Source organism: Kribbella sp. NPDC006257 (assembly GCF_040613535.1).
In the GTDB taxonomy this organism is placed as follows: Bacteria; Actinomycetota; Actinomycetes; order Propionibacteriales; family Kribbellaceae; genus Kribbella.
In genome coordinates this window covers 1-24,606 of record NZ_JBEXSJ010000016.1, presented here as the reverse complement: position 1 = coordinate 24,606, position 24,606 = coordinate 1, and the positions used below count along the sequence as shown (strand labels likewise).

The 24,606-nt window shown below is 68.0% G+C and carries 25 protein-coding genes and 1 pseudogene; 17 read left to right on the top strand and 9 right to left on the bottom strand.

Annotated elements, in window-relative coordinates; genetic code table 11:
- Nucleotides 1-8 precede the first annotated feature (8 nt).
- Both ABZ004_RS20380 and ABZ004_RS20375 read left to right on the top strand, forming a co-directional pair.
- On the top strand, nt 9-449 hold the full coding sequence (locus tag ABZ004_RS20380; RefSeq protein ID WP_355681626.1) for a hypothetical protein: 441 nt from the start codon (nt 9-11) through the stop codon (nt 447-449).
- Between the two features lie 123 nt (nt 450-572).
- Nucleotides 573-1,532 carry a hypothetical protein gene (locus ABZ004_RS20375; protein ID WP_355681624.1) on the top strand — a complete coding sequence of 320 codons (960 nt, stop codon included), beginning with the start codon at nt 573-575 and terminating at the stop codon, nt 1,530-1,532.
- Between the two features lie 48 nt (nt 1,533-1,580).
- Here ABZ004_RS20375 and ABZ004_RS20370 read toward each other — a convergent pair whose 3' ends face one another.
- Nucleotides 1,581-2,774 carry an NADH-quinone oxidoreductase subunit D gene (locus ABZ004_RS20370; RefSeq protein WP_355681622.1) on the bottom strand — a complete coding sequence of 398 codons (1,194 nt, stop codon included), beginning with the start codon at nt 2,772-2,774 and terminating at the stop codon, nt 1,581-1,583.
- Nucleotides 2,775-2,800: 26 nt separating this feature from the next.
- On the opposite strand from ABZ004_RS20370, the gene ABZ004_RS20365 reads away from it, so the two are divergent.
- Nucleotides 2,801-3,289 (top strand): PH domain-containing protein, encoded by a 489-nt coding sequence (locus ABZ004_RS20365; protein ID WP_355681620.1) that lies wholly within the window; start codon nt 2,801-2,803, stop codon nt 3,287-3,289.
- The gene (locus ABZ004_RS20360) at nt 3,286-4,668 is read left to right on the top strand and encodes a PH domain-containing protein (RefSeq protein WP_355681618.1); all 1,383 of its coding nucleotides are present in this window, start codon (nt 3,286-3,288) and stop codon (nt 4,666-4,668) included. The genes ABZ004_RS20365 and ABZ004_RS20360 overlap by 4 nt, the downstream gene beginning before the upstream one ends.
- On the opposite strand, the gene ABZ004_RS20355 is transcribed toward ABZ004_RS20360, so the two are convergent.
- Complete coding sequence (locus tag ABZ004_RS20355) at nt 4,609-5,463, bottom strand: SAM-dependent methyltransferase (RefSeq protein WP_355681616.1); 855 nt, start codon at nt 5,461-5,463, stop codon at nt 4,609-4,611. The two genes, ABZ004_RS20360 and ABZ004_RS20355, sit on opposite strands and share 60 nt — an antisense overlap.
- Nucleotides 5,460-6,035 (bottom strand): 2'-5' RNA ligase family protein, encoded by a 576-nt coding sequence (locus tag ABZ004_RS20350; RefSeq protein WP_355681614.1) that lies wholly within the window; start codon nt 6,033-6,035, stop codon nt 5,460-5,462. Before ABZ004_RS20350 ends, ABZ004_RS20355 begins: the two co-directional genes overlap by 4 nt.
- Nucleotides 6,036-6,159: 124 nt before the next feature.
- Between ABZ004_RS20350 and ABZ004_RS20345 the strand changes: the two genes are divergently transcribed.
- From ABZ004_RS20345 to ABZ004_RS20320, 6 genes and pseudogenes are all read left to right on the top strand, one after another.
- A complete protein-coding gene (locus tag ABZ004_RS20345) occupies nt 6,160-6,996 on the top strand; it encodes a Rossmann-like and DUF2520 domain-containing protein (RefSeq protein WP_355681612.1) in 837 nt (278 codons plus the stop codon).
- On the top strand, nt 6,993-7,820 hold the full coding sequence (gene panC, locus ABZ004_RS20340; RefSeq protein WP_355681611.1) for a pantoate--beta-alanine ligase: 828 nt from the start codon (nt 6,993-6,995) through the stop codon (nt 7,818-7,820). The genes ABZ004_RS20345 and panC overlap by 4 nt, the downstream gene beginning before the upstream one ends.
- A gap of 22 nt (nt 7,821-7,842) precedes the next feature.
- On the top strand, nt 7,843-9,498 hold the full coding sequence (locus tag ABZ004_RS20335) for an L-aspartate oxidase (RefSeq protein ID WP_355681609.1): 1,656 nt from the start codon (nt 7,843-7,845) through the stop codon (nt 9,496-9,498).
- 4 nt (nt 9,499-9,502) lie between these two features.
- On the top strand, nt 9,503-10,357 hold the full coding sequence (nadC, locus tag ABZ004_RS20330) for a carboxylating nicotinate-nucleotide diphosphorylase (RefSeq protein ID WP_355681607.1): 855 nt from the start codon (nt 9,503-9,505) through the stop codon (nt 10,355-10,357).
- A complete protein-coding gene (locus tag ABZ004_RS20325) occupies nt 10,357-11,115 on the top strand; it encodes a type III pantothenate kinase (RefSeq protein WP_355681605.1) in 759 nt (252 codons plus the stop codon). The genes nadC and ABZ004_RS20325 overlap by 1 nt, the downstream gene beginning before the upstream one ends.
- A gap of 204 nt (nt 11,116-11,319) precedes the next feature.
- Nucleotides 11,320-11,775, top strand: a pseudogene (locus ABZ004_RS20320) (multicopper oxidase domain-containing protein); the annotation flags it as partial.
- 617 nt (nt 11,776-12,392) lie between these two features.
- Here ABZ004_RS20320 and ABZ004_RS20315 read toward each other — a convergent pair.
- On the bottom strand, nt 12,393-12,797 hold the full coding sequence (locus ABZ004_RS20315) for a carboxymuconolactone decarboxylase family protein (RefSeq protein ID WP_355681915.1): 405 nt from the start codon (nt 12,795-12,797) through the stop codon (nt 12,393-12,395).
- 272 nt (nt 12,798-13,069) lie between these two features.
- Between ABZ004_RS20315 and ABZ004_RS20310 the strand changes: the two genes are divergently transcribed.
- The 3 genes from ABZ004_RS20310 to ABZ004_RS20300 are packed head-to-tail and all read left to right on the top strand — an operon-like array spanning nt 13,070 to nt 16,885.
- Complete coding sequence (locus ABZ004_RS20310; RefSeq protein ID WP_355681603.1) at nt 13,070-14,332, top strand: hypothetical protein; 1,263 nt, start codon at nt 13,070-13,072, stop codon at nt 14,330-14,332.
- A 14-nt stretch (nt 14,333-14,346) separates the two neighbouring features.
- Nucleotides 14,347-15,612 (top strand): hypothetical protein, encoded by a 1,266-nt coding sequence (locus tag ABZ004_RS20305; protein WP_355681601.1) that lies wholly within the window; start codon nt 14,347-14,349, stop codon nt 15,610-15,612.
- A 10-nt stretch (nt 15,613-15,622) separates the two neighbouring features.
- Complete coding sequence (locus ABZ004_RS20300) at nt 15,623-16,885, top strand: hypothetical protein (RefSeq protein ID WP_355681600.1); 1,263 nt, start codon at nt 15,623-15,625, stop codon at nt 16,883-16,885.
- Here ABZ004_RS20300 and ABZ004_RS20295 read toward each other — a convergent pair.
- The gene (locus ABZ004_RS20295; RefSeq protein WP_355681598.1) at nt 16,882-17,283 is read right to left on the bottom strand and encodes a TIGR03668 family PPOX class F420-dependent oxidoreductase; all 402 of its coding nucleotides are present in this window, start codon (nt 17,281-17,283) and stop codon (nt 16,882-16,884) included. The two genes, ABZ004_RS20300 and ABZ004_RS20295, sit on opposite strands and share 4 nt — an antisense overlap.
- A gap of 82 nt (nt 17,284-17,365) precedes the next feature.
- Between ABZ004_RS20295 and ABZ004_RS20290 the strand changes: the two genes are divergently transcribed.
- Complete coding sequence (locus ABZ004_RS20290; RefSeq protein ID WP_355681596.1) at nt 17,366-18,649, top strand: hypothetical protein; 1,284 nt, start codon at nt 17,366-17,368, stop codon at nt 18,647-18,649.
- Here the strand turns inward: ABZ004_RS20290 and ABZ004_RS20285 are convergent.
- The 4 genes from ABZ004_RS20285 to ABZ004_RS20270 all read right to left on the bottom strand — a co-directional run bounded on the left by ABZ004_RS20285 (nt 18,635) and on the right by ABZ004_RS20270 (nt 21,301).
- Nucleotides 18,635-19,330, bottom strand: coding sequence for a DedA family protein (locus ABZ004_RS20285; protein ID WP_355681594.1), 696 nt, complete (start codon nt 19,328-19,330; stop codon nt 18,635-18,637). The two genes, ABZ004_RS20290 and ABZ004_RS20285, sit on opposite strands and share 15 nt — an antisense overlap.
- 46 nt (nt 19,331-19,376) lie before the next feature.
- The gene (locus ABZ004_RS20280) at nt 19,377-20,231 is read right to left on the bottom strand and encodes an SPFH domain-containing protein (protein WP_355681592.1); all 855 of its coding nucleotides are present in this window, start codon (nt 20,229-20,231) and stop codon (nt 19,377-19,379) included.
- Entirely contained in the window at nt 20,219-20,665 is a 447-nt protein-coding gene (locus ABZ004_RS20275) for an NfeD family protein (RefSeq protein WP_355681590.1), read from the bottom strand. Before ABZ004_RS20275 ends, ABZ004_RS20280 begins: the two co-directional genes overlap by 13 nt.
- A gap of 69 nt (nt 20,666-20,734) precedes the next feature.
- Complete coding sequence (locus ABZ004_RS20270) at nt 20,735-21,301, bottom strand: helix-turn-helix domain-containing protein (RefSeq protein ID WP_355681588.1); 567 nt, start codon at nt 21,299-21,301, stop codon at nt 20,735-20,737.
- A gap of 58 nt (nt 21,302-21,359) precedes the next feature.
- Here ABZ004_RS20270 and ABZ004_RS20265 point away from each other — a divergent pair, with 58 nt between their 5' ends.
- The 3 genes from ABZ004_RS20265 to ABZ004_RS20255 form a co-directional block, all read left to right on the top strand.
- A complete protein-coding gene (locus ABZ004_RS20265; protein ID WP_355681586.1) occupies nt 21,360-22,577 on the top strand; it encodes an MFS transporter in 1,218 nt (405 codons plus the stop codon).
- Nucleotides 22,578-22,586: 9 nt separating this feature from the next.
- Complete coding sequence (gene lysS / locus ABZ004_RS20260; protein WP_355681584.1) at nt 22,587-24,107, top strand: lysine--tRNA ligase; 1,521 nt, start codon at nt 22,587-22,589, stop codon at nt 24,105-24,107.
- 276 nt (nt 24,108-24,383) lie between these two features.
- A partial coding sequence (locus tag ABZ004_RS20255) for an Lsr2 family protein (protein WP_355681582.1) occupies nt 24,384-24,606 on the top strand: 223 nt, incomplete at its 3' end.

The window sequence follows — 24,606 nt, the reverse complement described above, 5'->3', positions numbered from 1 at the left end:
GTCGGTCCATGGGGTCAAGGGGTAGCCGCCGTCGAACCAGGACCACCGTTCTCACGGTCGCCAACGCGCTGTTGGTGGTCGTCTGCGTGGGCGTCGCGATCGCCCTGTTCTCCCAGAACCAGTGGATCCTGCGCGCCGCCGCCGTCGGCGCCGTCCTGGTCGCCATCGGCACCTCGGTCCTGATCCGCCACCAGCTCCTGGTCGAGCGCCTGGCCCACTCCGACGACCGCGCCCAGGTCGCCCAGGAGTACTCCCGGATCACCAACGCCCGCGTCGTCGAGAACGCCGAGTTCGTCGACCTGATGCAACGCCGCCTAGACCGCATCGACCAACGCCTGGACAAGATCGACGAGGAAGTAGCCACCGTAGTAGCCGCCGGCGACAAACACTCCCAAGCCGACGCCCCCACCGTAGTAGACCTAAAACTCCGCGGCCTAGCCGCCTCCTAACCCCCAACCCCCCAACCCATCATCGGTCCCTTGTTCCTCGGCGTGTCGGCGTTCATCGGTCCGTTGAAGCAATCCTGTGGATAAGTCTGATGGACCCGCGCCGCGCTCGCCCATCCTGCTGGGATGCACCCCGAGACCTCCGACGCGTCAGTTCCCGACCTCATCCTCGACGGCCGGCCATTCACCCGGGCCGAAGGGCGCGACCATGCGCTGGATGCCAAGCAGATCCGCAGGCTTCTCCGGATCGGCCTGCTGCGTTCTGTAGTCCGCGGGGTCTATGTCGATGCGCTCGTCGAAGACTCACTGCCGCTGCGAGCTGCGGCGATTGCCAAAGTCGCTCCACCCGATGCCGTCGCTTGCCGCCGGACCGCTGCCTGGCTGCTCGGCATCGACACGCTGGCTCTGTCGGAGCACGCGGACACTCCCAAGGCCGACTTCGTGCGTCAGACGAAAGCGCGGGCGGTGAAGATCTCCCGCGCCAACGGGCATTCGCAGACACTCTTTCCTGGCGACGTGATCGACTGGTACGGCCTGCAAATCACCTCGCCGATGGCGACGGCCGTCCACCTTGCCCGACATCTCCGGCGACCCTTCGCCCTGTCCGCACTCGATGCGATGGCTCGGGCCGGGCTGATCACGCGGGTCGAGGTCCAAGACGCAATCCGGCGTTATCCGCATCATCCCGGGATCGTTCAGGCCCGCGAGTTGGCGGCGCTGATCGATCCGGCTGCCGAATCACCTGGCGAGTCCTGGCTCCGGTTGCGGATGATCGATGCTGGGTTCCCGGCGCCGGTCCCGCAGATCGAGATCACCGACGGCGTCAACGGCTATCGGATCGACCTGGGATTCCTCGATTCGATTCCCGGTACGGCGGATCGGCATCTCGGGCTGGAGTACGACTCGGACAAGTGGCACGGCACACCCGAGAAGCAGCGCGAGGACTCGGTACGCCGTACGCGGCTGGGCCGGCTCGGCTGGGACATTTTGCCGGTCGGACGATGGCAGGTCTGGGGCGAGGACACCGCGTTGGAAGACTCCGTCGGAAAGATCCTCGGGCTGGTACCGCGGTCACGTCGTTGGTGACAAGGGACCGATGATCACGGACACGCCGGGGATTAAGGGACCGATGATCTATTTGTCGATGTCGCCTACTACGAAGAACATGCTGCCGAGGATGGCTATCAGGTCGGGGATGGTGGTGGTGGGGAGGAGCTCGGGGAGGACGGAGATGTTGTTGAAGCTGGCGGAGCGGAGTTTGAGGCGCCAGGGGGTTTTGTCGCCGCGGGAGACGAGGTAGTAGCCGTTGATGCCCAGCGGGTTCTCGGTCCAGGTGTAGGTCTGGCCTTCGGGGACTTTGAGGATCTTGGGGAGGCGGGTGCTGACCGGGCCGGCCGGGAGGGTGCGGAGGCGGTCCAGGCAGGCGTCGACGAGGTCGAGGGAGACCTTGACCTGTTCGAGCAGGACCGAGAAGCGGGCGTAGCAGTCGCCTTCGGTGCGGGTGACGACGCGCAGTACGCCGTCCTGGGTCAGCTCGTCGTAGGCGAGATACGGCTCGTCGCGGCGCAGGTCGGCGTCGACTCCGGAGGCACGGGCGATCGGGCCCGATACGCCGTACGCGGCGATCAGTTCGGGAGAGAGCCGGCCGACGCCGACGGTCCGGGCGCGGAAGATCTCGTTGCCGAGGATCAGGTTCTCGATGTCGGGCAGTCGACGCCGTACTGCGGCCGACGCGGCCCCGGTGCGTTCCAGCCAGCCGAGTGGGATGTCCTCCTTCAGCCCGCCGACCCGGTTGAACATGTAGTGCATCCGGCCGCCGGAGAGTTCCTCCATGACGGCCTGGATGGTCTCCCGCTCGCGGAAGGCGTAGAAGACCGGCGTGATCGCGCCGAGCTCCAGCGGGTAGGAGCCGAGGAACATCAGGTGGTTGAGGATCCGGTTCAACTCGGCAAGCAACGTCCGGAGCCAGACAGCACGAATCGGTACTTCGAGGCCCATCATCCGCTCGACCGCGAGCACGACGCCGAGCTCGTTGGAGAAGGCCGACAGCCAGTCGTGCCGGTTCGCCAGGACGAGGATCTGCCGGTAGTCGCGGACCTCGAAGAGCTTCTCGGCGCCGCGGTGCATGTAGCCGACGATCGGTTCGCAGCTGACGATCCGCTCGCCGTCGAGGGTGAGCCGCAGCCGCAGTACGCCGTGTGTCGCGGGATGCTGTGGCCCGATGTTGAGCACCATGTCGGTGGTCGGCAGCTCGGAGCCGGCCCCGGTGCCACCGCGCTCGAACCCACCAGCACCCGCGCCAACACCGACGACTCGTTCCACGCTCATGACCCCTATCGTGACAGGCTTAGGACGTGAACGACCTCTTCGCACCTTCGGATGTCACCTGGACGCCGGTCTCCCGGAATCTCGCGGCGCTCCGCCGGCTGAACGCCGCGATCATGCTCGGCGTGCTGGGGATCGCCGCGCTGGTCGTCCTCGGGCTGACCGTGGGCTGGCTGTACGGCGTACTCGCGCTCGTCGTCGCCGGGCTCGCCTTCGGCTGGGCCTGGATCGTGATCGGCCGCAACCAGCGGTCCTGGAAGTACGCCGAGCGCAAGGACGAGCTGCTGGTCAGCCACGGGGTGATGTTCCGCGAGCTGGTCGTCGTTCCGTACGGCCGGATGCAGTTCGTCGACGTCGCGGCCGGGCCGTTGGAGCGGGCTTTCGGGATGGCCACCGTCGAGTTGCACACCGCGACGCCGGCCACCGACGCGAAGATCCCCGGGCTGCATCCGGACGAGGCGGCGCGGCTGCGTGACCGGCTGTCCGCGCTCGGCCAGGCGCAGGCGTGGGGCCTGTGACCGAGCCGGCCCAGACCCAGCAGCTGCCGGTCGCCGAGAGGACGGGGGACCGGCTGCACCCGCTGACCCCGTTCGTGAAGGGCTGGGGGTACTTCGTCGTCGCGGCTATCGCGATGGCGAACAACGAGAGTCTGCGCAGCAACCTGAAGATCGCCGGGATCGGCCTGCTCGGGGTCCTGGTCGGCGGCATCCTGCTCGGCGCGTTGTCGTGGTGGTTCACCAAGTGGCAGCTGACCGACGATGCGATCCGGGTGGACAGCGGGTTCCTGTTCCGGCGGACCAGGATCATCCGGTTCGACCGGATCCAGACGATCGACGTCGCGCAGCCGTTCGTGGCCAGGCTGTTCGGGATGGCCGAGCTGCGGATGGACGTCGCTGGTGGCGGCAAGAACGACGGCAAGCTGAGCTACTTCACCGAAGCCGATGCGACCAAGCTGCGGGGCACTCTGCTGTTCCGGGCAAAGGGCGAGGCCGAACAGGAGCTGCCTGCCCCGCAAGAAGGGCCGCCGCTGCTGGTGGTTCCGACCGGCCGGCTGCTCGGTGCGACCCTGCTGTCGTCGACAGTGCTCGCTAGTGCTGCCGCGCTGATCTGGTTGATCGTGACGACGATGGTGTTCGAGTTCCATGTCGGTCTGTTCGCTGGTCTTCCGCTGTTGCTCGGTGTCGTGCAGCCGATCTGGAAGCAGGTCGTCGGTAACCATGGCTTCACGCTGTCGGAGACGCAGGACGGTTTGCGGACCAAGCGCGGCCTGTTCGACGTACAGCGGCAGACCGTTCCGCCGGGTCGCGTGCAAGGCCTGCTGATCACCGAGCCGCTGATCTGGCGGCTGATCGGCTGGGCACGAGTGGATCTCGACATCGCCGGTGTCGCGGGCTCCAAGTCGGACGGAGACGACGAGCACGAGGGCGCACAGCTGCTGCCCGTCGGCCAGCGCGGCGAGGTCGCGGAGGTGCTCCGACGCGTCCTGCCTGGCACGGACCTGCAGCTGATCCAGATGCACCGCGCACCCGAGCGTGCGAAATGGCTGCGCCCAGTCGGTTGGCGTTACCTCACGTACGGCGTTGACGGTCAAGTACTGGTGACGACCAAGGGTTGGGTGAGCCGCCGTACGTCGATCGTCCTGCACCACAAGACCCAGTCGGTCCGCCTGCAGCAGGGACCCATCCAGCGTCGCCTAGGCCTCGCCAACGTCCACGTGGACACCCCACAAGGCCCCACCAACGCAGTAGCCCTCCACCGAGACCTGGCCGAAGCCGCGCAACTCCTAGAGGCCCAGGCCGACAGAGCCCGAGAAGCACGCCGTACTACGGAGTCCTTCTCACAACAGCCCTTCCGGCAGGACCCAGCCGAAGGCGCCGAGGCCACCGGGATCCAGTAGCTCCGCAGCTTCACCCGCTGCGGACAGCTCAGACAGGTAGCGCAGCGGGTCCGTCCGGGACAGCTCGTACGCCGGACGCGCGGCCGTGATGCCTAGGACCTGCAGAGCCTCGCGCTGGCTGATGACTGTGCCACCAGGGACCACAGCGGCCAGGGAGTCCAGCGCGACGTGCGCAGTGATGTCGCAGGACCCATCAGCCACCGGAGCGCACTCACGCCCGTCGCGGAAACCGGTCAGAGTCCCGTACGCCGGGCGCCCGTCCCGCAGATGGCCGTAGTCGATCGCTACCGCCAACCCTTTGTCGAGCCGCCCGACGACGTCCGACCAAGCTTCGTCCCGGGCCAGCCCGATCTCGGCCCGGTCGCCGGGTTCGGCCAGCGGCCACCAGGTCGAGAGCCAATCCAAGTCGTTGCCCTCGACAACATCGCCGAGAGTCAGGTCGTGCTGCAGGTAGCGCGGTGTCCCCTGGTCATCCAGTTCGGCCAGCTCGCAGGGAACGTTGTCGAGCCACTCGTTCGCGATCACCAGTCCGGTGAGCACGGACGGCAGTTCGTCGTCGAGTTCGATGTCGAGCACGTCGAGCCCCTCGGCTCGCAGGACCCGGCCGAGTTCACCCGAACCAGCGCCGATGTCGACGACCTGGGTCAGTCCGGCGGCCGAGGCCAGCCTGGCGATCGCCTGGCCGAACAAGGCGGACGCGTGCACCGACGTACGGAAGTGCTGGGCAGGTCGTTCGCGCCGGTAGAAGCCGTCCGGGCCGTAGAGCGCGTCGTCCCAGGCCTGCCGGAACCTCATCCGTTCGGGTCGCCGCCGAGCGGGACCGAGCCGGTGAGCTGCCAGATGCCGTCGTCGCCCTCGCGCCAGATGGTCAGGTCATCGAGGCGGACGGTCGGCACCTCCTCGGCGGCGAGCGCCGCCTGGGCCTCGGCGAGCACCTGCGCGCCGCCCTGGGCCGACGACGAGATGGTCAGATGCGGGTGCGGATCGGGATGCTCACCGCCGTACGGCGGGCATTCGGGGAAGGCCTCCAGGACGGTCCGGACCAGGGCGGTGACCTGGTCGAACGGCTCGGGCCGCAACCACGTCGTACCGTTCGGGAACTGGCCTGCCGTGGAGAAGCTGAGGTCGAAGGGCCGGAAGGCAGCCAGCGCCTCCTCGAGCCGCTGCACCTTGTCGGGCTTGGGTTCCTGAAGCCACGGCACGAGGACGGTCACGTGCGGTGGGATCAGCTCACTCAACGCCATGGTCGGTCGCGCCGAGGAGTACGACACGGACCGCCACCGGTCCGTGAATGCCGCGAGCTCGGGGAGGGCGATCAGGATCGCCGTCAGCCCGGTGCGCGCGGCCCAGGGGTCTTTGTCGCTCACCGGCCCATGCTCCCACCAGTTGTGACCAAGCACGTAGTGCCGGCCCCGAGCGCCGGGCCTTAGGGTGGTGCCGACCGCACGAACCGTCTGGTACCCGCCCGGGACTGGAACGTAGAGAGTGGACATGGAACGCATCGGCATCATCGGCTCCGGCCGGGCCGGTGGCGCCTTGGGAGCAGCCTTGGCGTCGGCCGGATATCCCGTCACCGGGGTCAGCGCTCGCTCGCGCGCGTCACTCGAACGCGCCGCGCGACTCCTTCCGCACGTCCCCGTCCTGCCCCCGGACGAGGTGACCCGCCGCGCCGACATGGTGCTGCTCGCCGTACCGGACGACGCGATCGCCACCGTCGCGCTCAGCTTGCCGTTCACCGAGGACCAGTACGCCGTGCATCTGTCCGGCGCCCACGGCACATCCGTACTACGGGGGATCGCGGCCACCCCGGTCGCCCTGCACCCCCCGATGACGTTCACCGACGCGCCCGCGCGTCTGGCCGGTGTGGTGTTCACCGCGACGGCGCCGGATCGGGCACTGGTCGAACGACTGGTGAAGGATCTCGGCGCCGAGGTGCAGTGGATCGCCGAAGAGCAGCGAGCGCGGTACCACGCGGGTCTCGTGCACGGCGCGAACCACCTGGTCACGCTGGTCAGCCAGGCCCTCGACGTACTGCGTGCGGCCGGTATCGCGGACCCGTCGGCCACACTTCGGCCACTGCTGACCGCAACTCTCGACAACACGCTGCGGTCCGGTCATGATGCGCTCACCGGGCCGATCGTGCGGGGTGACGCCGAGACCGTGCAGGCGCATCTCGCCGTTCTCCGGGGGCGGACGGCGAGCACATACACGGAGTTGGCGCGAGCAACGGTCGAGTTGGCGGCAGCCGACGGCCGGCTGGACGCGGAGACGGCCGCGCGGATCGAACAGGTGCTGGAGCGGGATCGGACAGGGGAGGCACCGCGATGAGACTCACCCAGACGAAGGCGGAACTGCGGGCGGCCGCGGCGATCCGGCCACGGGCGGTCGTGATGACGATGGGTGCCCTGCACGAAGGGCACGCCGCGTTGCTCGCCGAGGCCCGCGAACGGGTCGGCCCGGACGGCAGCGTGGTGCTGACGATCTTCGTGAATCCCTTGCAGTTCGGGCCGACCGAGGACTTCGACCGGTATCCGCGGACGCTGGCCAGCGACCTGGCGATCGCCAAGAACGAGGGCGTCGACCTGGTCTTCAACCCGTCCCGCGACGAGCTCTACCCGAACGAGCCGTCGATCACCGTGCACCCCGGACCGCTGGCCGACGAACTCGAGGGCCAGGTGCGGCCGGGGCACTTCGCCGGCGTACTGACCGTGGTGTCGAAGATGCTGCACCTGACCGCGCCGGATCTGGCGTTGTTCGGTGAGAAGGACTACCAGCAGCTGACGCTGATCCGGGAGATGGTCTGCGACCTGGACATGGACGTCGACATCGTTCCGGTGCAGACCGTTCGCGAGCCGGATGGCCTCGCTCTGTCCTCACGCAACCGCTATCTGTCGGAGACCGAACGTGACGAGGCGCTGGTGCTCTATCGGGCACTGACCGCAGGTGCGAAGGCCGGGATGAACGGTCCGGATGCGGTGATGTCGGCGGCACACTCCGAACTGGAAGCAGTACCGTCCGTGAAGATCGACTATCTCGCTCTGCGGGCGCCCGACCTCGGTCCCGTGATCGGACCTGGTGAGGCCCGGATGCTGATCGCCGCCCGGGTAGGTAGCACGCGTCTCATTGACAACATTTCCATCACGCTGCGGTGAAAGTGCTTGATACGGTCGCGGAATGACTGCTCCCGCTGTGCCGCAACGGCTGGCTGCGCCCGAACCGGGCTGGACCGACACCGTCGACGTGGTGGTGATCGGCTCGGGGATCGCGGGCCTGACGGCCGCCCTCGAGGCCCGCGTCCTCGGCACCGTGCTGGTGGTGACGAAGGACGTGGTCGCTTCCGGCTCGACGCAGTGGGCGCAAGGTGGGATCGCGGCCGCGCTCGGGCCGGGTGACTCACCGGAGGACCACCTGCAGGACACCCTGGTCGCCGGGGCCGGCCTGAGCGATCCGGTCGCCGTACGGGCTCTGGTCACCGAGGGACCTGACGCCGTACGCGATCTGATCGAGCTGGGTGCGCGGTTCGACAGTGATGCTGCCGGCGATCTGTCGCTGACCCGCGAGGGCGGGCATCACCGCAACCGGATCGCGCATGCCGGTGGCGACGCGACCGGTGCCGAGATCGAGCGGGCGCTGGTCGCTGCGGTGAAGCGGGCGCCGGACATCCGGTTGATGGAGCACGCCCTGGTGCTGGACCTGTTGACTGCATCAGATGGTGCTGTCTGTGGTGTCACAGTGCACGTGATGGGCGAAGGTCAGTTGGACGGCGTCGGCGCGATTCGCAGCCGCGCAGTGATCCTCGCTTCCGGCGGACTGGGTCAGCTGTACGCCGCGACGACGAACCCGAGTGTCTCCACCGGCGACGGGATGGCGCTGGCGCTGCGGGCCGGGGCGAAGGTGCGCGATCTGGAGTTCGTGCAGTTCCATCCGACCGTGTTGTGGCTGGGCAAGAGCGCGAAAGGCCAGCAGCCGTTGGTGTCCGAGGCTGTCCGTGGCGAGGGCGCTTTCCTGGTGGATCATGAAGGAAAGCGGTTCATGCAGGGGCAGCACGAGCTCGCGGATCTGGCGCCGCGCGACATCGTGGCGAAGGCGATCATGCGCCAGATGCTTGCCTCCGGCAAAGACCATGTGTTCCTGGACGCGCGGCACTTCGGTGACGAGAAGTGGCGGGTCCGGTTCCCGACGATCCTGGCGTCCTGCCGGTCGCACGGTATCGACCCGGTGCGCGAGCTGATCCCGGTCGCGCCCGCCTGTCACTACTCGTCCGGCGGCGTCCGGACCGATCTGCAGGGTCAGACCTCCGTACCGGGGCTCTACGCCTGTGGCGAGGTCGCCTGCACCGGCGTTCACGGTGCGAACCGGCTCGCCTCGAACTCCTTGCTGGAAGGGCTGGTGTTCGCCCGCCGGATCACCAACTCGCTGGCCGCCGAGCTGCCGGCGCTGCGCGAACCGGCGGTGGACCGGCGCGTGCCCGGGCTGGTCGACGCGGACGTCGTACCGGAGATGCAGCGGGTGATGACGGTCGGCGCCGGAGTGATCCGCAGCGCTCACGGTCTGGCCGAAGCCGGGGCCACGCTGGAGAAGCTGATCGAGCAGCCCGCGGGCGAGCCCGGGACGCCTGGCTGGGAGGCGACCAACCTGGTGACGGTCGCCTCCGCGCTGATCGCGGCGGCCACCACCCGGGAGGAGAGCCGCGGCTCACACTGGCGCGAGGACCACCCGGATCGCGACGACGAGAACTGGTCGGGCAATCTGGACCTGACACTGGCCGCCGAGGGCGACTCGAGCCGGCCCGGCGCGACTTTCGTGCCACTGCCATCGGAGGGGAAGTAGCGGTATGGATGACACGCTCGACAGGCAATGGGTCGAGGACCTCGTCCGGGCCACCATCGAGGAAGACCTGGCGGGGGGAGCCGACGTCACCACGACGGCGACCATCGAGGCCGGCCAGATCTCGGTGGCGGAGTTCGTGGCCCGCGACGACGGCGTCGTGGCCGGGCTGGAGGTCGCCGAACTGGTGATCCGGCTGGTCGCGGGCAAGGACGAGGTGGAACTCGAGCACTCCGTCGTGGACGGCACCCCGGTGAAGGCCGGCGACGTCCTGATGACGGTGCGCGGCAAGACCCGGCAACTGCTGACGGCCGAGCGCACGGCGCTCAACATCCTCTGCCACCTCTCCGGTGTCGCCACCCTGACCCGGCGCTGGGTCGACGCGGTGGAGGGCACCGGTGCGGTCATCCGCGACACCCGCAAGACCATGCCGCTGCTGCGGACGCTGGAGAAGTACGCCGTACGGTGCGGTGGTGGCAAGAACAACCGGATGGCCCTGTCCGACGCCGCCTTGATCAAGGACAACCATGTGATCGCCGCCGGCGGGGTCGCCGAGGCGTTCCGGCTGGTCCGCAAGGCGTATCCGGAGATCGCCATCGAGGTCGAGGTGGACACGATCGAGGACGCGCTGATCGCGGTCGAGGCCGGCGCCGAGCTGATCCTGCTCGACAACATGGACGTGCCGTTGCTGCGCGAAGCCGTCAGCCAGGTCGCGGGACGGGCCCGGCTGGAGGCGTCCGGCGGGCTGACCCTCGACAGTGCCCGGGAGGTGGCCGAGACAGGGGTCGACTTCCTTGGGGTCGGGGCGCTCACCCACTCGGCGCCGGTGCTCGACATCGCGATGGACCTGCAGGGATCCTGATGCTGCTCGCGGTCGCCGTCGAGAACACCCGGACCCTGGTCGGCCTGGTCCTCGACGGCACGGTCAAGCGGCACTGGTGGGTCGGCACCGACTCACGCCGTACGGCGGACGAGTGGGCCGTGCTGCTCGACGGACTGCTGGCAGGGGAATCGCCGGTCTCCGGCGTCGCCGTCTGCTCGGCGGTTCCGAGCGTCCTGCACGAACTCCGCGACCTGGTGGCGCGGTACTACCCCGACCTGCCGAGTGTCGTCGTCGAGCCCGGCGTGAAGACCGGCCTGCCGGTGCTGGTCGACAACCCGCGCGAGGTCGGCACCGACCGGATCGCCAACGCGCTGGCGGCGGTCCACCTGTACGGCGCACCGTGTGTGATCGTCGACTTCGGTACGGCGACGACGGTCGATGTGGTGAACGCGGCCGGAGCCTTCGTCGGGGGCGCGATCGCACCGGGAATCGAGACGTCCGTCGACGCCCTCGGCGCCGCCGCGGCCCAGCTTCGCCGGGTGGAGCTGACCCGGCCGCGCTCGGTGGTCGCCAAGAACACTGTCGAAGCACTGCAGTCCGGGGCGATCTTCGGTTTCGCGTCGCTGGTCGACGGGCTCGTGACCCGGATCCTCGCGGACCTCGGCCCGGCCCCGGTCGTTGCGACCGGAGCGTTGGCGCCGTTGGTGGTTGAGGAATCGCAGACGATCACCTCGCAGGAACCCTTCCTGCCGCTCTTGGGGCTGCATCACGCGCACACCCGCAATCACGCCGGGTGACAGCTCGGCGTCTGGTGTTGTGGACCGGGCCGGGTCCACCATGACGACAGCGACACCTGAAGCGGGTCGCGGGGCAACTAGCGCTGTGGGGGTCACTCCTTAGTGCGGCGTCGTGGGTTGATCGCGGCCGCCGCGACGGTGGTCGTCCTGGCTCCGCTTGTCTTCTTCTGGCGGCGGAGCCTGCTGCCTGGCAACCTGTCGCCGATGGCCATGAGGTACGCCGACTTCGGTGGCGGGCCCGCGGTGCATGCCGGGCACGGGCATGATGTCCAGACCCTGACCGGGCCGGCTGATCAGAAGCCTGACGTCGTGGTGCGACTGGTCGCTCGGAAGGAGCGGTTCGAGATCGCCGGGCGCGGGTCGTTCGCCGGGTACACGCTGAACGACAGTTCGCCGGCGCCCGAGATCCGTCCCCAGCAAGGCGATCTGGTCGAGGTGACGCTGGTCAACGAATCGGTGCCGGACGGGATCACGCTGCACTGGCACGGGGTCGACGTACCGGCTGCCGAGGACGGGGTCGCCGGGGTCACCCAGGACGCGGTGATGCCGGGGAAGTCGTTCGTCTACCGCTTCGTCGTACGGGATGTCGGGACGTATTGGTACCACTCACATCAGCAGTCGCATGTGCAGGTGCGGGACGGGTTGTTCGGTGCCTTGGTGGTGGTGCCGCGGATCCCCTTGCAGGCAAGGGATGTGGTGGCCTCGGTGCATACCTACGGCAAGATCCGGACGGTCAACGGTGGGTACGGCGAACGTCGTACGGAGGTTCCGGCGGGGTCCGTCGTACGGGTGCGGCTGATCAACACCGACAACCCTCCGATGACGTCGTGGGTCGACGGGGCGGCGTACAAGGTGGTCGCGGTGGACGGGGCCGAGGTTCATGGGCCGTCGGCGGTTTCGGGTCGGGCGGTGGTGGTGACGGCTGGTGGGCGGGTCGATCTCGAGTTCACGGTCGGTACGGCGGTGGGCGTGGGCCTGGGCGGTGGACCGACGACGCTCGTGGTGGGGTCCGGCGACGCTCCTGCAGGGGTGGCGCCTACTCAGCGCGTCGACCTGCTTTCGTACGGCGTACCGGCGGCGCTGCCGTTTTCGTCGGATGCTGATCGGCACTTCAACTACACGATCGGGCGCCGGCTCGGCTTCTTCAACGGCCGTCCTGGTCTGTGGTGGACCATCAACGGGCATCAGTATTCCCGACGTGCCGATGTTCACCCATCTGATGTACGAAGGCGTCACCTCGCCGTACATCATCAACGGCCACAACAAGCCGGAGTAGGTCAGATCTGGCGGCCGACCGTCAGTGCGGAGAGCAGGTCTGGCGGTAACAGGTCGCGGTACGCCGTATCGGGGGTGGTGCCCGTGGCGTCCAGGGTTTTGGAGAAGAAGCATCTCGCTGCGGCTGCCAGCGAGACATCTAGAACGTCTTCGTCGCTCAACCCTAGGGATTTCAGGTTGTCGATGTCTTGCTGGGTGATCTGGTCGGCCTCGAGGGCGACCTTGCGGGCGAAGGTCATGACGGCGCGGTCGACCGGGTCGGTGGGTGGAGTGGTGGCCAGGGCGGCGACTTCCTCGGGGGTGAAGAACTTCTCGGCGAGGACCTGGCCGTGGGCGATGCTGCAGTAGCTCGATTTCAGCGCAGTGGCTGCGGCGAGAGTGGCCAGTTCGTAGCGGCGTAGGTCCATGGATGCCTTGATGGCGCCGTTCAGCTGCTTCCAGGCTTCGAAGACCGCGGGTCGCGCTGCGAAGGTCCGGGCAAAATTCGGGATGTGACCGGCCGGCAGCCGGTTCTCCTCGAGATACGCGTCGTCGGCGTCCGGCGTACGGATGAATGCCATGGTGAAACCCCCTGTTTGCAACAACGTGCAATTTGTTGGCCCCCAACCCCTCCATACTGCAGAATGCGTCAAGCCAGGGCCAGTGGGGGAACACAGGCCCTTTTCTCCTGGGGACCCTCATGAAGCTCATCACCACCGCCCTGCCCGCTGCCCTCCTCGCCGCCGGCCTCGCCACGCCCTCAGTAGCCTCCGCCGCGGAGCCCGCGCCCACCAACGTCAGAATCAGCTGGAAAGACAGCACCTTCAAGTACGTCCACATCACCTGGGACGAAGCAACCCCGCAGCCGAACATCGTGTTCCACCGCGTGGTCGGTGAGCCCACGCGCTACCAGTACGGCCCCCACCCGTCGGCCGACGCGCCCAACGAACTCGACGTACCCGTGTCGCAGCTGGGCAAAGGAACGTCCACCCTCGCCAAGGAGATCGGCGTGGTCGCCATTGGTCCGGACGGCGAGGCCAGCCCGGTCGCGGTGTCCGCACCTTTCGACACCCTCGGGCCGGCTCCGGCGCGGCTGGACTCGTTCACCATGTCGGGCACGAACGGGATGAAGGTGAAATGGATCGACGGCGTCGCCGCAGCCGATGACACCCCGAACGACCCACTGGACAACGCCCTCCCGGTGCGTTTCCAGCCGCGTTACCAGCGGCTCAGCGACAACGGCAGCGTGGACCTGGGCGGCCCGATCACGGCAAAGGAGCTGAGCTTCAGCGCACCGGCCGAACGCGTCAACTTCTTCGTCGACGCGATCAACGAGTGGTCGTTCGCAGTGCCAGGCGCCCGCGTCGGCGTCAATCCCAGCGGGGTCAAGGCCACGATCCCGACCTGGGTCGACGCCAACAACACGGCGACGATCGGCGGGACGGTGGCACCGTCCTCCGACTTGCGACCGGCGTCCCTCCAGGCCCGGAACAGCTCGACCGGCCCTTGGTACACGGTCGGCACGACGAAGACCAGCGGCAACATCTGGTTCGAGCTGCACCCGTTCCAGGGCACCCGGCAGTTCCGGCTGTGGGTTCCGGACTTCGCGACCCAGACCGACGCGTACTTCGGTGGTTACAGTGCAACCGGCACCATGACCGTCCAGCAACACGTCGTCGGGGCGCCGCTGAACGATCAGATCAAGCTCGGCCTGACGAGCACCCTGGGCATCAATGTCGGCCCGCCCCACAGCGGCACCGCAACCCTCCAGCAGTGGAACGGCAAGACCTGGATCAAGGTAGGCACCGTGGCCTTCGGCCAGAACGGCAACGGCCAGGCCAAGCTCCGCGCCACCACGGTCGGCCGCGCCGTCTACCGCTACTACGTCCCCAACGCCACCTGGCGAAACCTTCCGGTAGCCGCTGCCTACAGCAACCAATTCGCCATCACGACAGTCCGCTGAAAGGCACCACCAGCATGAAGAAGTGGCCTGTAGCGATCGTCGCCGCCGCCCTCCTGACCTCCGGCCTGACCGCCACCGAGGCGTTCGCCGCCGACCCGGCGCCGGCGAACGTGCACGTCAGCTGGAAGGACGAGACCTTCCAGAAGGTCCAGTTGACCTGGACGGACGAGACCCCGCAGGCGAACCGGATCGTCCTCCGCCACAAGGGCTCGACGAAGGTCCTGGAGGCTTACCGAGTCGCGGCCGACGCACCCGACGTACTGGAAGTCGCCCCGCAGATCCTGCGGTACGACCAGTGGGTCAGCTCCGCAGAGGGTCCGCTGGAGTTCGCCGTCACGACCGGCACCACCGAGGACACCAGCCCCGCGACGGGGTCCGAGGCCTTCGACGCCTACACCCCGGACCGGTCGACGCTGGTCTCGGCCGGCATGTCCGGCACCAGCACCATCACGGCCAAGTGGGCGCCCAAGCTGTTCGTCGACACGACGCCGAACGACCCGCTGGACCGGAACATCCCGATCACCTACACGCCGTACTACAGCCTGACCCAGGGCGGCCCGAAGACCATGATCGGCAGCCGCGGGCCGGCCACCCAGCTGACCTTCACCGGCCCCCAGTCGACGTACTGGTTCGGCGTCATCGCCCACAACGAATGGGGCGGCCAGTTCGACGGCGCCTGGGTCGACGCCCGGCAGACCAGGATCGCCGTCAAGATCCCGGCCTGGGCCGTGTACGGGAAGTACGGCGTCAGCATCACCGGCACCTACACCCCGGCTGAGGAACGGCGCCAGGTGGTGCTGCAGGCGCGGAACAGCTCGACCAGCCCTTGGTACGTCGTGTCGTCGCGCTCGTTCACCGGCGGCAAGTTCGGGTTCGATCTCGGCACCGGTGGATCGCGCCAGTACCGGGTGGCGATCCCCAACACCATGGACTACGGCTACGTCGCCTCGTTCGGTGCCTACAGCGGTTCGGCTGCGTCCACGACCCAGCTCAACGCGTTCGGGTACTTCACCTGGACAACGCAGTACGTCGGGATGAAGAACCCCGCCACCGTCGATGTCCTCCCCAAGATCAGCACCACGGCCAGTCTGCAGCGCTGGAACGGCAAGACCTGGACCACCGTCGGACCGGTCAAGGTCACCAACGGCAAGGGCGTAGCCCAGATGCTCAGCGCCCGCGTCGGCCGGGTGGCCTACCGGTACTACGTCCCCGCCGCCACCTACGCTGGCCTGTACTTCGCCGCCTCCTACACCAACACCTTCTACTCCGTCACGGTCTGAAAGGCCCCACATGAAGAAGATCTCTCTTGTTGCTTTGATGGCGGGCCTGTTGTCTGCCGGTGTTGTTGTGCCTGCACAGGCTGCGGTGACGGCTGACCCGGCGCCGACCAACGTGCAGATCAGCTGGAAGGACGACACCTACAAGTTCGTCCACGTGACCTGGGACGAGGATTCGGCGCGGCCGAACAAGGTGTTCGTTCGGTGGCCGGGGTCGACCATGCGCAACAGGGTGAAGTTCGTGGCGGCGGATGCGCCGAATGCAGTTGACCTGCCGGCGGAGTTCATGTGGCAGGTGGGGGCGCTGCTGGAGGTCGGGGTCACGGTCGGCGACGCGGCGGGGGAGACCAGCCCCGTTGCCGTGTCGGTGCCGTTCGACACGATCGATGCCGGGGCTCCCGTCATCACGTCCTATCAGCCGTCCGGCACCAGCACGCTGCAGGTGAGCTGGAAGCAAGGCACGCCGACCCACCGGGACACGACTCCGGGCGACCCGTTGGACCTGGACCTGCCGGTGAAGTACCAGGCGGCGTACCAGCTTCCGGATGGCACGACGGTGCCGGTCGGGCAGCGGTCGACGAGCACCACGGCCACAGTCGTCGGGCCCAACCCGCCGTACACGCTCAGGGTGCGGGCGGCGAACGAGTGGATGTCGGTCGAGAATGACGGCATCAGGGCTCACTCGTCCGCGTTCACGACGTCGATTCCGGCCTGGGTGGTCGCCGGCCAGAACACTGTCATCCGCGGCACCTTCGACGGGCCCGAGACGAGCACCCAGGTCACCCTGCAGGCGCGCAGCACGGCGACGAGCGCCTGGTACGCGGTAGGCAGTAACCACTTCCCGACGGGCTCCTACCAGTTCACGGTGCCGAGCCGTGGCACCAGGCAGTACCGCATCGTCGTCGGCAACACGACCTCGAACGTCGGCCGCGATGTCTGGTTCGGCGGCTACAGCGCCCCGGTCACCACCACCACGCAGCTCAAGGCGACGGTGTCACTGGCCGCATCCACGGTCTCCCGCAGCAGCACGCCGGTGAACGCCGCCCTGACCGTGAACCCCGCCACCACCGGCACGGCTTCACTCCAGCGCTGGAACGGCAGCACCTGGGTTGCCGTTGCCAACGTGCCGTTCACCTCCGGCCGCGGAACGGGGCGCCTGAGCGCTGCGACGGCGGGCACCTTCACCTATCGGTACTACGTGCCGGCGCAGACCTACAACGGTCTGTCGGTCGCAGCTGCCTACAGCCCGAACTTCACGCTCACCGTCAAGCCCTAACTGAACGACCAGCCGGTCCAGTTGTCGATGGTGACTTTGACGAAGGGGCCAGCTGGTGGGGCTGCCAAGTACTGCGGGTATTTGGCAGCCAAGGCAGTCAGCGGGCCGTTCTCGGTGATGGTGGCGTGGCCGTCGGCCCGGGTCCACCAGAGGTGGGTCCAGTCGGGGGCGTAGTGATCGCAGAGGACGGCGACGCGGGGGTTCCAGGCGATGTTGGCCAGGCGGCGGAGTGAGCGGGTCGACTTCGGCTTGTGGTCGACGGCGAAGACCAGCTCGTCGCCGGTCAGGACGAAGGTGATCGGGACGATGTGCGGCCGGAGGTCTTCGCCGGTGGTGGCCAGGTAGGCGTGGTCCGCGGCGGCCAGGTGGTCCCGGCAGGCAGCCGGTCCGAGTATCACGATTCGACCCTACTGGTAGCCAGCGCATTGTCCGCACTATGTATGGTCTGTGCGGTCCAGCAGTGAGGGTAGGTGAGACGCAATGCGCAGGGTGGTCGCCGTTGCGTTGGCACTTCTGGTCGGCGCGTCGGCGTTGACCGCCTGTTCGTCCGACCCGATGCCGACCGGGGTGTCGATCGGCTGGTCCGACAAGAGCCACCAGGCGGTCCAGGTCAGCTGGAAGGATTCCGACGCCCCGAACCGGATCACCATCCAGGGCGTGGTGAGCACCAGCCCGTCGTACGTGAAATATCTGCCGGCCGGCGAACCGAACACCTGGGCGATCCCGACCTCGGCCTTCCCGCCCGACGGCAACTACAAGATCGCGGTCGAGATCGGTACGTCGATCGGCGGGGTGAGCAGCAAGGCCGCGCTGTCGCCGATGTTCGACACCGACGGTCCGCAGCGGCCGTCCGACGCGGTGGCGGTGCCGAGTGGCAAGGACGTGGTGGTCACCTGGAAGGTGCCGCCGCCCGAGCCGGACTTCTCACCGGGTGACCCGCTCGACGTACCGCACGACACCCAGCTCTACGTCCCGGTCGTCGGTACGCCGGGGCAGCCGTTCCGCGACCTCGGTACGGGAACGACGGCAACCCGGCAAGTGGTGAAGAACCTCCGGCCGCCGTACTTCTTCCAGCTCCGCGCGACCAACGAGTGGACCTCGCTCACCGGCGGTGCGATCGCGGGCCGGACCAGCTACTCCTCGATCTCCGCGCCGTCGCTGTGGACGTTCGGCACCCAGATGACGCTGCGCGGCCGGACGGTGCTGCAGCAGGTCAGCTGCGCCGACAGTCGTTGCGTCCAGCAACAAACGACCGCTCCTGGGCTGCCGGTGGTGCTGCAGGCGCAGAGCAGGCCCGGCGGTCCGTGGGTCGAGGCCGGCCGCGGCGTGACCCAGCTCGGCGGGTGGTTCGACCTCCGGGTGACGGCGGCCGGATCGCGGAACTACCGCGTCTACCTCCCACTCACCAGCCGCGCCGGCTTCCTGGTGACCCCGTCCGCCAGCGCCGCATCGCTGAGCCGGAGCCGGGTCCAGCTCACCAACGCCGGGTACGCCGGGGGTAACGTCCGCAACCGCAACGACGTCGTCACCGCGGTCGTGACGGTCCGCCCGATCGCGAACCAGCAGGCCATCTTCCAGTTCTGGACCGGCAAGGCCTGGGCGAGCGTCAAGCAGACCCCGATCAAGAACGGGCAGGCGAGTCTCGCGTTCAAGGCGACCCGGCCCGGCACCTTCGCCTACCGCTTCCTGGTCCCCGGTTCGCAGTACCAGGGCACCCCGGTCTACGGCTACGCGACGCCGAGCATGGTGCTACGCGTCCGCTGAGCTGTCCTCGCTCTTGATCTGGCTAGGAACCGGCACGGGCTCCACCAGCAGCGGGCCGGTGGGGACCTCGGTGCGGCGCCGGCGGATCTTGTAGACCACGTACGCCGTGACGGCGACGACCGCGATCGCCACCAGCGCCCAGACCGACACCTCGCCGAAGATCTTGTCAGCGTTGTCGCCGATCTTGTACGCCACCACGCCGATCGTGGTCGACCAGGCGATGCCGCCGGCCGCGTTGGCGGCGAGGAATTTCGGATAAGGCATCCGCAGCATGCCCGCCATCGGACCGGCGAAGATCCGCAGCAGCGCCACGAACCGGCCGAAGAAGACCGTCCAGACCCCGTACTTGTGGAAGTACTTCTCCGCCTTCACGATCCGGGCCTCGGAGAAGTGGTGGAACCGGCGGCCGAGCCGCTCGAACAGGCTCCGGCCCGCCTTGCGGCCGATGAAGTAGCCGACCGAGTCACCGATGATCGCGCCGGTCGCGGCCGAGCCGATCACGAAGTAGATGTTCACCTCGCCCTGCGATGCCAGCAGAGCGGCCGCGATGAGCGTCGTCTCGCCCGGCAGCGGCACCCCCATGCTCTCGACGCCGATGACGAGTCCGACCACCAGGTACGCCAGGATCGCGACACCACCGGTCGGGATCGCGATGGCCAGCGCGTGCATAGTTGCCCCCATGCCTCCATCCTGGCATCCGGAAGCAACCTCTTACTTCACAACTCAGTTAATCCGGGGGGATTTCAGGGTTCAGGCCGTTGAACGCCTTCGTCACGTTCTGTAGCGCCGAGGTGACCTCGGACGGAATCACCCAGAACGTGTTGCCGGGACCCTTGGCCAGCTCGGGCAGCATCTGCAAGTACTGATAGGCGAGCAATTTGGGGTCCGGATCGTTGCGGTGGATCGCCTCGAAGACCGTGTCGATCGCCTTCGCCTGACCCTCGGCCCGCAGGATGGCCGCCTGCCGGTCACCCTCCGCGGTCAGGATCCGCGCCTGCCGCTGCCCCTCGGCGGTCAGGATCGCGGCCCGCTTCTCCCGATCGGCCCGCATCTGCTTCTCCATCGACTCCTTGATCGACGGCGGCGGGTCGATCGCCTTCAGCTCGACCCGGTTCACCCGGATGCCCCACTTGCCGGACGCCTCGTCCAGTACGCCGCGCAGCTGGGAGTTGATGTGTTCGCGCGAGGTGAGCGTCTTCTCCAGGTCCATGCTGCCGATCACGTTCCGCAGGGTGGTGACGGTCAGCTGCTCGATCGCCTGGATGTAGTTGAAGATCTCGTACGCCGCGGCGCGCGGATCGGTGACCTGGAAATACAGCACGGTGTCGATGTCCACCACCAGGTTGTCCTCGGTGATCACCGAGCGCGGTTCGAACGAGACCACCTGTTCGCGCAGGTCGATCAGCGCCCGGGGCCGGTCGATGAACGGGATGACCACGTTCAGCCCGGGCTCCAGGGTGCGCAGGTAGCGGCCGAGCCGTTCGACATTGCTGGCTCTGGCCTGCGGCACGATCCGCACGGTCCGCAGCACCAGCACGACGGCCAGCAGCGCGGCCACGAGTCCGACGATCAGTTCGGCCATGGATCCTCCCGGGGATGGACGAGGGCGGTCGCGCCCTCGATTGCGAAGACGTCGACGGTGGTCCCGGCCGGGATCAGCAGGTCGGGATCGTACGAGCGCGCGGTCCACTCCTCGCCGCCGATCCGGACCCGCCCGGGTTCCCTGCCGACGGCACTCAGTACTACGGCCTCCCGGCCGATCAGCGCCGCGACGCCGGTCCGCAGCTGGGGATGTGAGGTGAGATGCCGCCGGGCGACCGGCCGGACCAGCGTGATCACCGCGGCGGCCGTGACGGCGAACGCCAGCAACTGCAGCCCCACGCCCAGTCCGATCGCGGCGACGCCACCTGCGGCCAGGGCCGCGACGGCGAGCAGCAGCAGGTCGAGGGTGGCCGTCGTCAACTCGGCGATCCCGAGCACGGCGGCGATGGTCAACCACAGGAGCCAGGACTGCATGCGATCACCTACGCGGCGGAGTACCTACCTTCGACGGTACGCCCGCGCGGGCGATTGTGTCCCTAACGGTCAGGTCTCTTCCGGCGGCTTCCCGACCGGTACCACGGCCAGCAGGGTCATCACCTGGCGGGTTCCGGCCGGATGACTGGTCATCGTGCGGGAGCGGCGATGGCGCTCGATCACCTCGGTGAGCTCCTTGCCGAGCTGCTCGGCCTCGGCTTTCGTGAGCCACAGCCGGCTCCGGGCCATCAGGCTCAGGTCGTCCCACGGGTCGTCGTCGGCCATCTCGGCGAACTGCTCGATCACCCGGTCGACATTGGTCCGCATCATCGCCTGGCTGGCCAGCCGGCCCGCGCCGGTGGACTGCGACGAGATCATCAGGCTCTGCGCCGGCGCCTGCCAGGGGCGTTCGCGGCCGTCGGCAGAGGCGTCGGCACGCTCGAGGATGCCCCAGCGCTCCAGCGCCCGGAGGTGGTAGCTGGTCGCCGACGGGGTCAGCCCGGCCAGCTCGGCGCACTCGGTCGCGGTCAGCACCTTGCCGGAGTACAGCTCGTCGATGATCCGCTGCCGGGCCGGATGGGCCAGCGCGCGGATCGCCCGCGGATCGGTCAGCACCACCCGTTTCTTCTTGGCCACGGCGACAGCGTAGCCGGTCGCTTGACGCCTGGGAATCTGAAGCGTTTACTTCACAACTATGAAGCAACCACTTCAGATCTCGATCTGGTCGTTCCGCGACATCCGCCTCGTCCTGCCCGCCCGAGCCCTCTCGTACGCCGGCGACTCGATCGCCCTGGTCGCCCTGATGCTCCGCGTCTCCGGCGACGGTGGGGGAGCTACCGCGATCACCGCCCTGCTGCTGGCGTTCGCGGTGCCGACGGTGCTGATGATTCCGTTCGCCGGCCGGATCGTGGACAGCTACGACTCCCGCACTGTGCTGGTCTGGGCGTCCCTGCTGCAGGCGGCTGCAGGGGTCGGCCTCGCCTTCTCCCATGGGATGGCCGCGACGCTTGCCCTGGTCGGCGTCCTGCAGCTCGGCCAGGCGGTTGCCGGGCCTGCGTGGGGAGCCTTGATTCCCCGGATCGTGGGTGAGGAACTGGTCGGGCGCTCGACCGGAACGAGCCAGGCGCTGATCGGCGTAGCGACGCTGGCCGGCTCCGGGCTGGGCGGCGTACTGGTCGGCTGGTCCCCGCGAGGCGCACTCCTGGTCGACGCTTCGACCTTCGTCGGACTCGCGGTGGTTGCCCGGCTGGTCCGGACCCGGCGCCGCCCGGAGCCCGGCGCGGTCCGTGAGCGTGGCGCGATGACGGCCGGGCTGCGGAGCATCTTCGCCGACGATCTGCTCCGGATCCTGGTCCCGGCGCTGTGGCTCTTCATCCTGGTCGGCGAGGCGGTCAACGTGGTCGAGGTGTTGCTGATCACCGACGAGATCGGGCTCGGCCCGACCGGGTACGGCGTGGTGCTGGCGGCTCAGGGCGCCGGGGCGATCGCGGGTGCCTGGATCACCGGGCGGCTCAAAGGTGACCGGCCCCGAGCGCACGCCGTACTGGTTGGGATGGCCGGGATCGGGATCTCGTGTGTCCTGATGGGGCTGGCCCGCGATGTCGTGGTGCTGACCGTCGGGGCGGTGACCATCGGTCTGGCCAGCGGAATGCTGAATGCGGCCGTCAGCACGCTGCTGGTGACGCGGACCGCTGAGCACAAGCGCGGTCGAGTCATCGCTGCTCTCGGCGGGACCGCCCGCGCGTCCAGCCTGCTGGCTCTTCTACTCGGAGGCGTTGCGGGTGCACTGCTGGGCACCCGGCCGACCTTCATCACCGCCGGCGCTCTGGCGGCGCTCGCAGCTGTAGTCGCTTGCGTGCCGCTGGTGCGGGTGTGGACAAAGGATTCGGCTGCGGAGGTGCTCAGTCACTAGCCTTTGGGCATGACTGATGCACGCGAGACCCCGACGACCCCCGACAGCGGGCAGGACGACCTGCCCGAGCAGATGCGGGTCCGCCGGGAGAAGCGTGACCGGCTACTGGCCGAGGGGGTGCAGCCCTATCCGATCGCCGTCGAGCGGACGCACCTGCTGAAGGAGCTCCGCGACCGGTACGACGCGCAGGAGCTGGAGCCCGACACGCGGACCGGCGAGCAGGTGGCCGTGGTCGGCCGGGTGATCTTCCTGCGCAACACCGGCAAGCTCTGCTTCGTCCGGCTCCGCGAGGGTGACGGGACCGAGTTGCAGGTGATGCTGTCACTGGCCGATCTCGGTGAGGAAGAGCTGGCCCGGTTCAAGGCGCTGGTCGACATCGGCGACCTGCTGGCGGTTCAGGGCGAGGTGATCACCAGTCGCCGCGGCGAGCTGTCGGTGCAGGCGAGCGCCTGGCAGATGGCAGCCAAGACGCTGCGCCCGCTGCCGAACGAGCACACCCCGCTGAGCGAGGAGTCCCGGGTCCGGCTGCGCTATGTCGACCTGATCGTCCGCCCCGAGGCCCGGGACATGGTCCGCACCAAGGCGGCCGTGCTCAAGTCACTGCGCTCGACCTTCGACGCGCAGGGCTTCATCGAGGTCGAGACGCCGGTCCTGCAGCTGACCAACGGTGGCGCCGCGGCCCGGCCGTTCCGGACCCATCTGAATGCCTTCGATCAGCAGATGCTGCTCCGGATCGCCCTCGAGCTGGACCTCAAGCGGGCGATGATCGGTGGCGTCGACCGGGTCTACGAGATCGGCCGGACGTTCCGTAACGAGGGCCTCGACTCCACCCATGCCGCGGAATTCTCGATGATCGAGGCATATCAGGCCTACGGCGACTACAACACGATGAAGACATTGCTGCGCGATCTGATCCTGAATGCGGGCGAGGCGGTCGGTCGCACGACGGTGACCGGACGTGACGGATCGGAGATCGATCTGACCGCGCCGTGGCGGGAGGCGACGGTTTTCGAGCTGATCTCCGAGGCGGTCGGTGAAGAGGTCGACGTGACCACCGAGGCGGCCGTGTTGAAGAAGCTGGCCGAACAGCATCAGGTCGAGTTGCAACCGGGCTGGAATGCCGGTGACATCGCGCTGGAGCTGTACGAGAAGCTGGTCGAGCACACCTTGATCCAGCCGACCTTCGTGCAGGACTATCCGGCCGCCGTCCGGCCGCTGGCCAAGCCGCATCGCCAGGTCGAGGGATTGGTCGAGGCCTTCGACCTGATCATCAACGGGGTCGAACTGGCACCGGCGTACTCGGAGCTGAACGACCCGGTGATCCAGCGTGAACGCCTGGTGGCGCAGTCGTTGCTGGCTGCCGCCGGTGATCCCGAGGCGATGGAACTCGACGAGGATTTCCTCCGCGCGATGGAGTTCGGAATGCCGCCGGCCGGCGGTCTGGGGATGGGCCTGGACCGGTTGGTGATGTTGTTCACCGGGGTCGGTATCCGGGAGACGATTCTGTTCCCGCTGCTTCGGCCGGAGTGATCGGGAATCGGATCCGGGTGACCGTTGCATAGCACAACCAACGGTCATATCCATTCCCGGGTCCGATTTCTTCGGTGACAAGTACGCGGAGTGACATGAATACCCTTCGTCACGAACGATGCGGGATCTCGGCCGGGGCGGAGGGTTTAGTCACATCTTTAGCTTCCATTCCGCCTGTTGAATGACACGGAACCGGTTTGTGCGGTACAAATCAGGTTGCAAGTAAATCGGCAGGGGGATTGTGCCCGTTGACGGGCGCGGAAAGGACTGTCAGCGATGGCGCAAAGGGTTCAGGTGGTTCTCGAGGACGATCTCGACGGCGGTAAGGCCGACGAGACCGTGACATTCGGTCTGGATGGTTCGACGTACGAGATCGATCTGTCCAAGAAGAACGCCGCCAAGTTGCGCGACGCCCTCGCCGGCATCACCATGGTTGCACCGTTCCGTCCTCCAACCGGTTCACCGGCAGGTAGGCCGGGCGGTACGGACACTCGGCCGC

What these genes read in the sequence shown, in the direction of transcription:
- ABZ004_RS20380 (WP_355681626.1), top strand. Translation starts at nt 9, where the DNA reads ATGGGGTCAAGGGGTAGCCGCCGTCGAACCAGGACCACCGTTCTCACG.
- ABZ004_RS20375 (WP_355681624.1), top strand. Translation starts at nt 573, where the DNA reads ATGCACCCCGAGACCTCCGACGCGTCAGTTCCCGACCTCATCCTCGAC.
- ABZ004_RS20370 (WP_355681622.1), bottom strand. Translation starts at nt 2,774, where the DNA reads ATGAGCGTGGAACGAGTCGTCGGTGTTGGCGCGGGTGCTGGTGGGTTC.
- ABZ004_RS20355 (WP_355681616.1), bottom strand. Translation starts at nt 5,463, where the DNA reads ATGAGGTTCCGGCAGGCCTGGGACGACGCGCTCTACGGCCCGGACGGC.
- ABZ004_RS20345 (WP_355681612.1), top strand. Translation starts at nt 6,160, where the DNA reads ATGGAACGCATCGGCATCATCGGCTCCGGCCGGGCCGGTGGCGCCTTG.
- panC (WP_355681611.1), top strand. Translation starts at nt 6,993, where the DNA reads ATGAGACTCACCCAGACGAAGGCGGAACTGCGGGCGGCCGCGGCGATC.
- ABZ004_RS20335 (WP_355681609.1), top strand. Translation starts at nt 7,843, where the DNA reads ATGACTGCTCCCGCTGTGCCGCAACGGCTGGCTGCGCCCGAACCGGGC.
- nadC (WP_355681607.1), top strand. Translation starts at nt 9,503, where the DNA reads ATGGATGACACGCTCGACAGGCAATGGGTCGAGGACCTCGTCCGGGCC.
- ABZ004_RS20325 (WP_355681605.1), top strand. Translation starts at nt 10,357, where the DNA reads ATGCTGCTCGCGGTCGCCGTCGAGAACACCCGGACCCTGGTCGGCCTG.
- ABZ004_RS20315 (WP_355681915.1), bottom strand. Translation starts at nt 12,797, where the DNA reads ATGGACCTACGCCGCTACGAACTGGCCACTCTCGCCGCAGCCACTGCG.
- ABZ004_RS20310 (WP_355681603.1), top strand. Translation starts at nt 13,070, where the DNA reads ATGAAGCTCATCACCACCGCCCTGCCCGCTGCCCTCCTCGCCGCCGGC.
- ABZ004_RS20305 (WP_355681601.1), top strand. Translation starts at nt 14,347, where the DNA reads ATGAAGAAGTGGCCTGTAGCGATCGTCGCCGCCGCCCTCCTGACCTCC.
- ABZ004_RS20300 (WP_355681600.1), top strand. Translation starts at nt 15,623, where the DNA reads ATGAAGAAGATCTCTCTTGTTGCTTTGATGGCGGGCCTGTTGTCTGCC.
- ABZ004_RS20290 (WP_355681596.1), top strand. Translation starts at nt 17,366, where the DNA reads ATGCGCAGGGTGGTCGCCGTTGCGTTGGCACTTCTGGTCGGCGCGTCG.
- ABZ004_RS20285 (WP_355681594.1), bottom strand. Translation starts at nt 19,330, where the DNA reads ATGGGGGCAACTATGCACGCGCTGGCCATCGCGATCCCGACCGGTGGT.
- ABZ004_RS20280 (WP_355681592.1), bottom strand. Translation starts at nt 20,231, where the DNA reads ATGGCCGAACTGATCGTCGGACTCGTGGCCGCGCTGCTGGCCGTCGTG.
- ABZ004_RS20275 (WP_355681590.1), bottom strand. Translation starts at nt 20,665, where the DNA reads ATGCAGTCCTGGCTCCTGTGGTTGACCATCGCCGCCGTGCTCGGGATC.
- ABZ004_RS20265 (WP_355681586.1), top strand. Translation starts at nt 21,360, where the DNA reads ATGAAGCAACCACTTCAGATCTCGATCTGGTCGTTCCGCGACATCCGC.
- lysS (WP_355681584.1), top strand. Translation starts at nt 22,587, where the DNA reads ATGACTGATGCACGCGAGACCCCGACGACCCCCGACAGCGGGCAGGAC.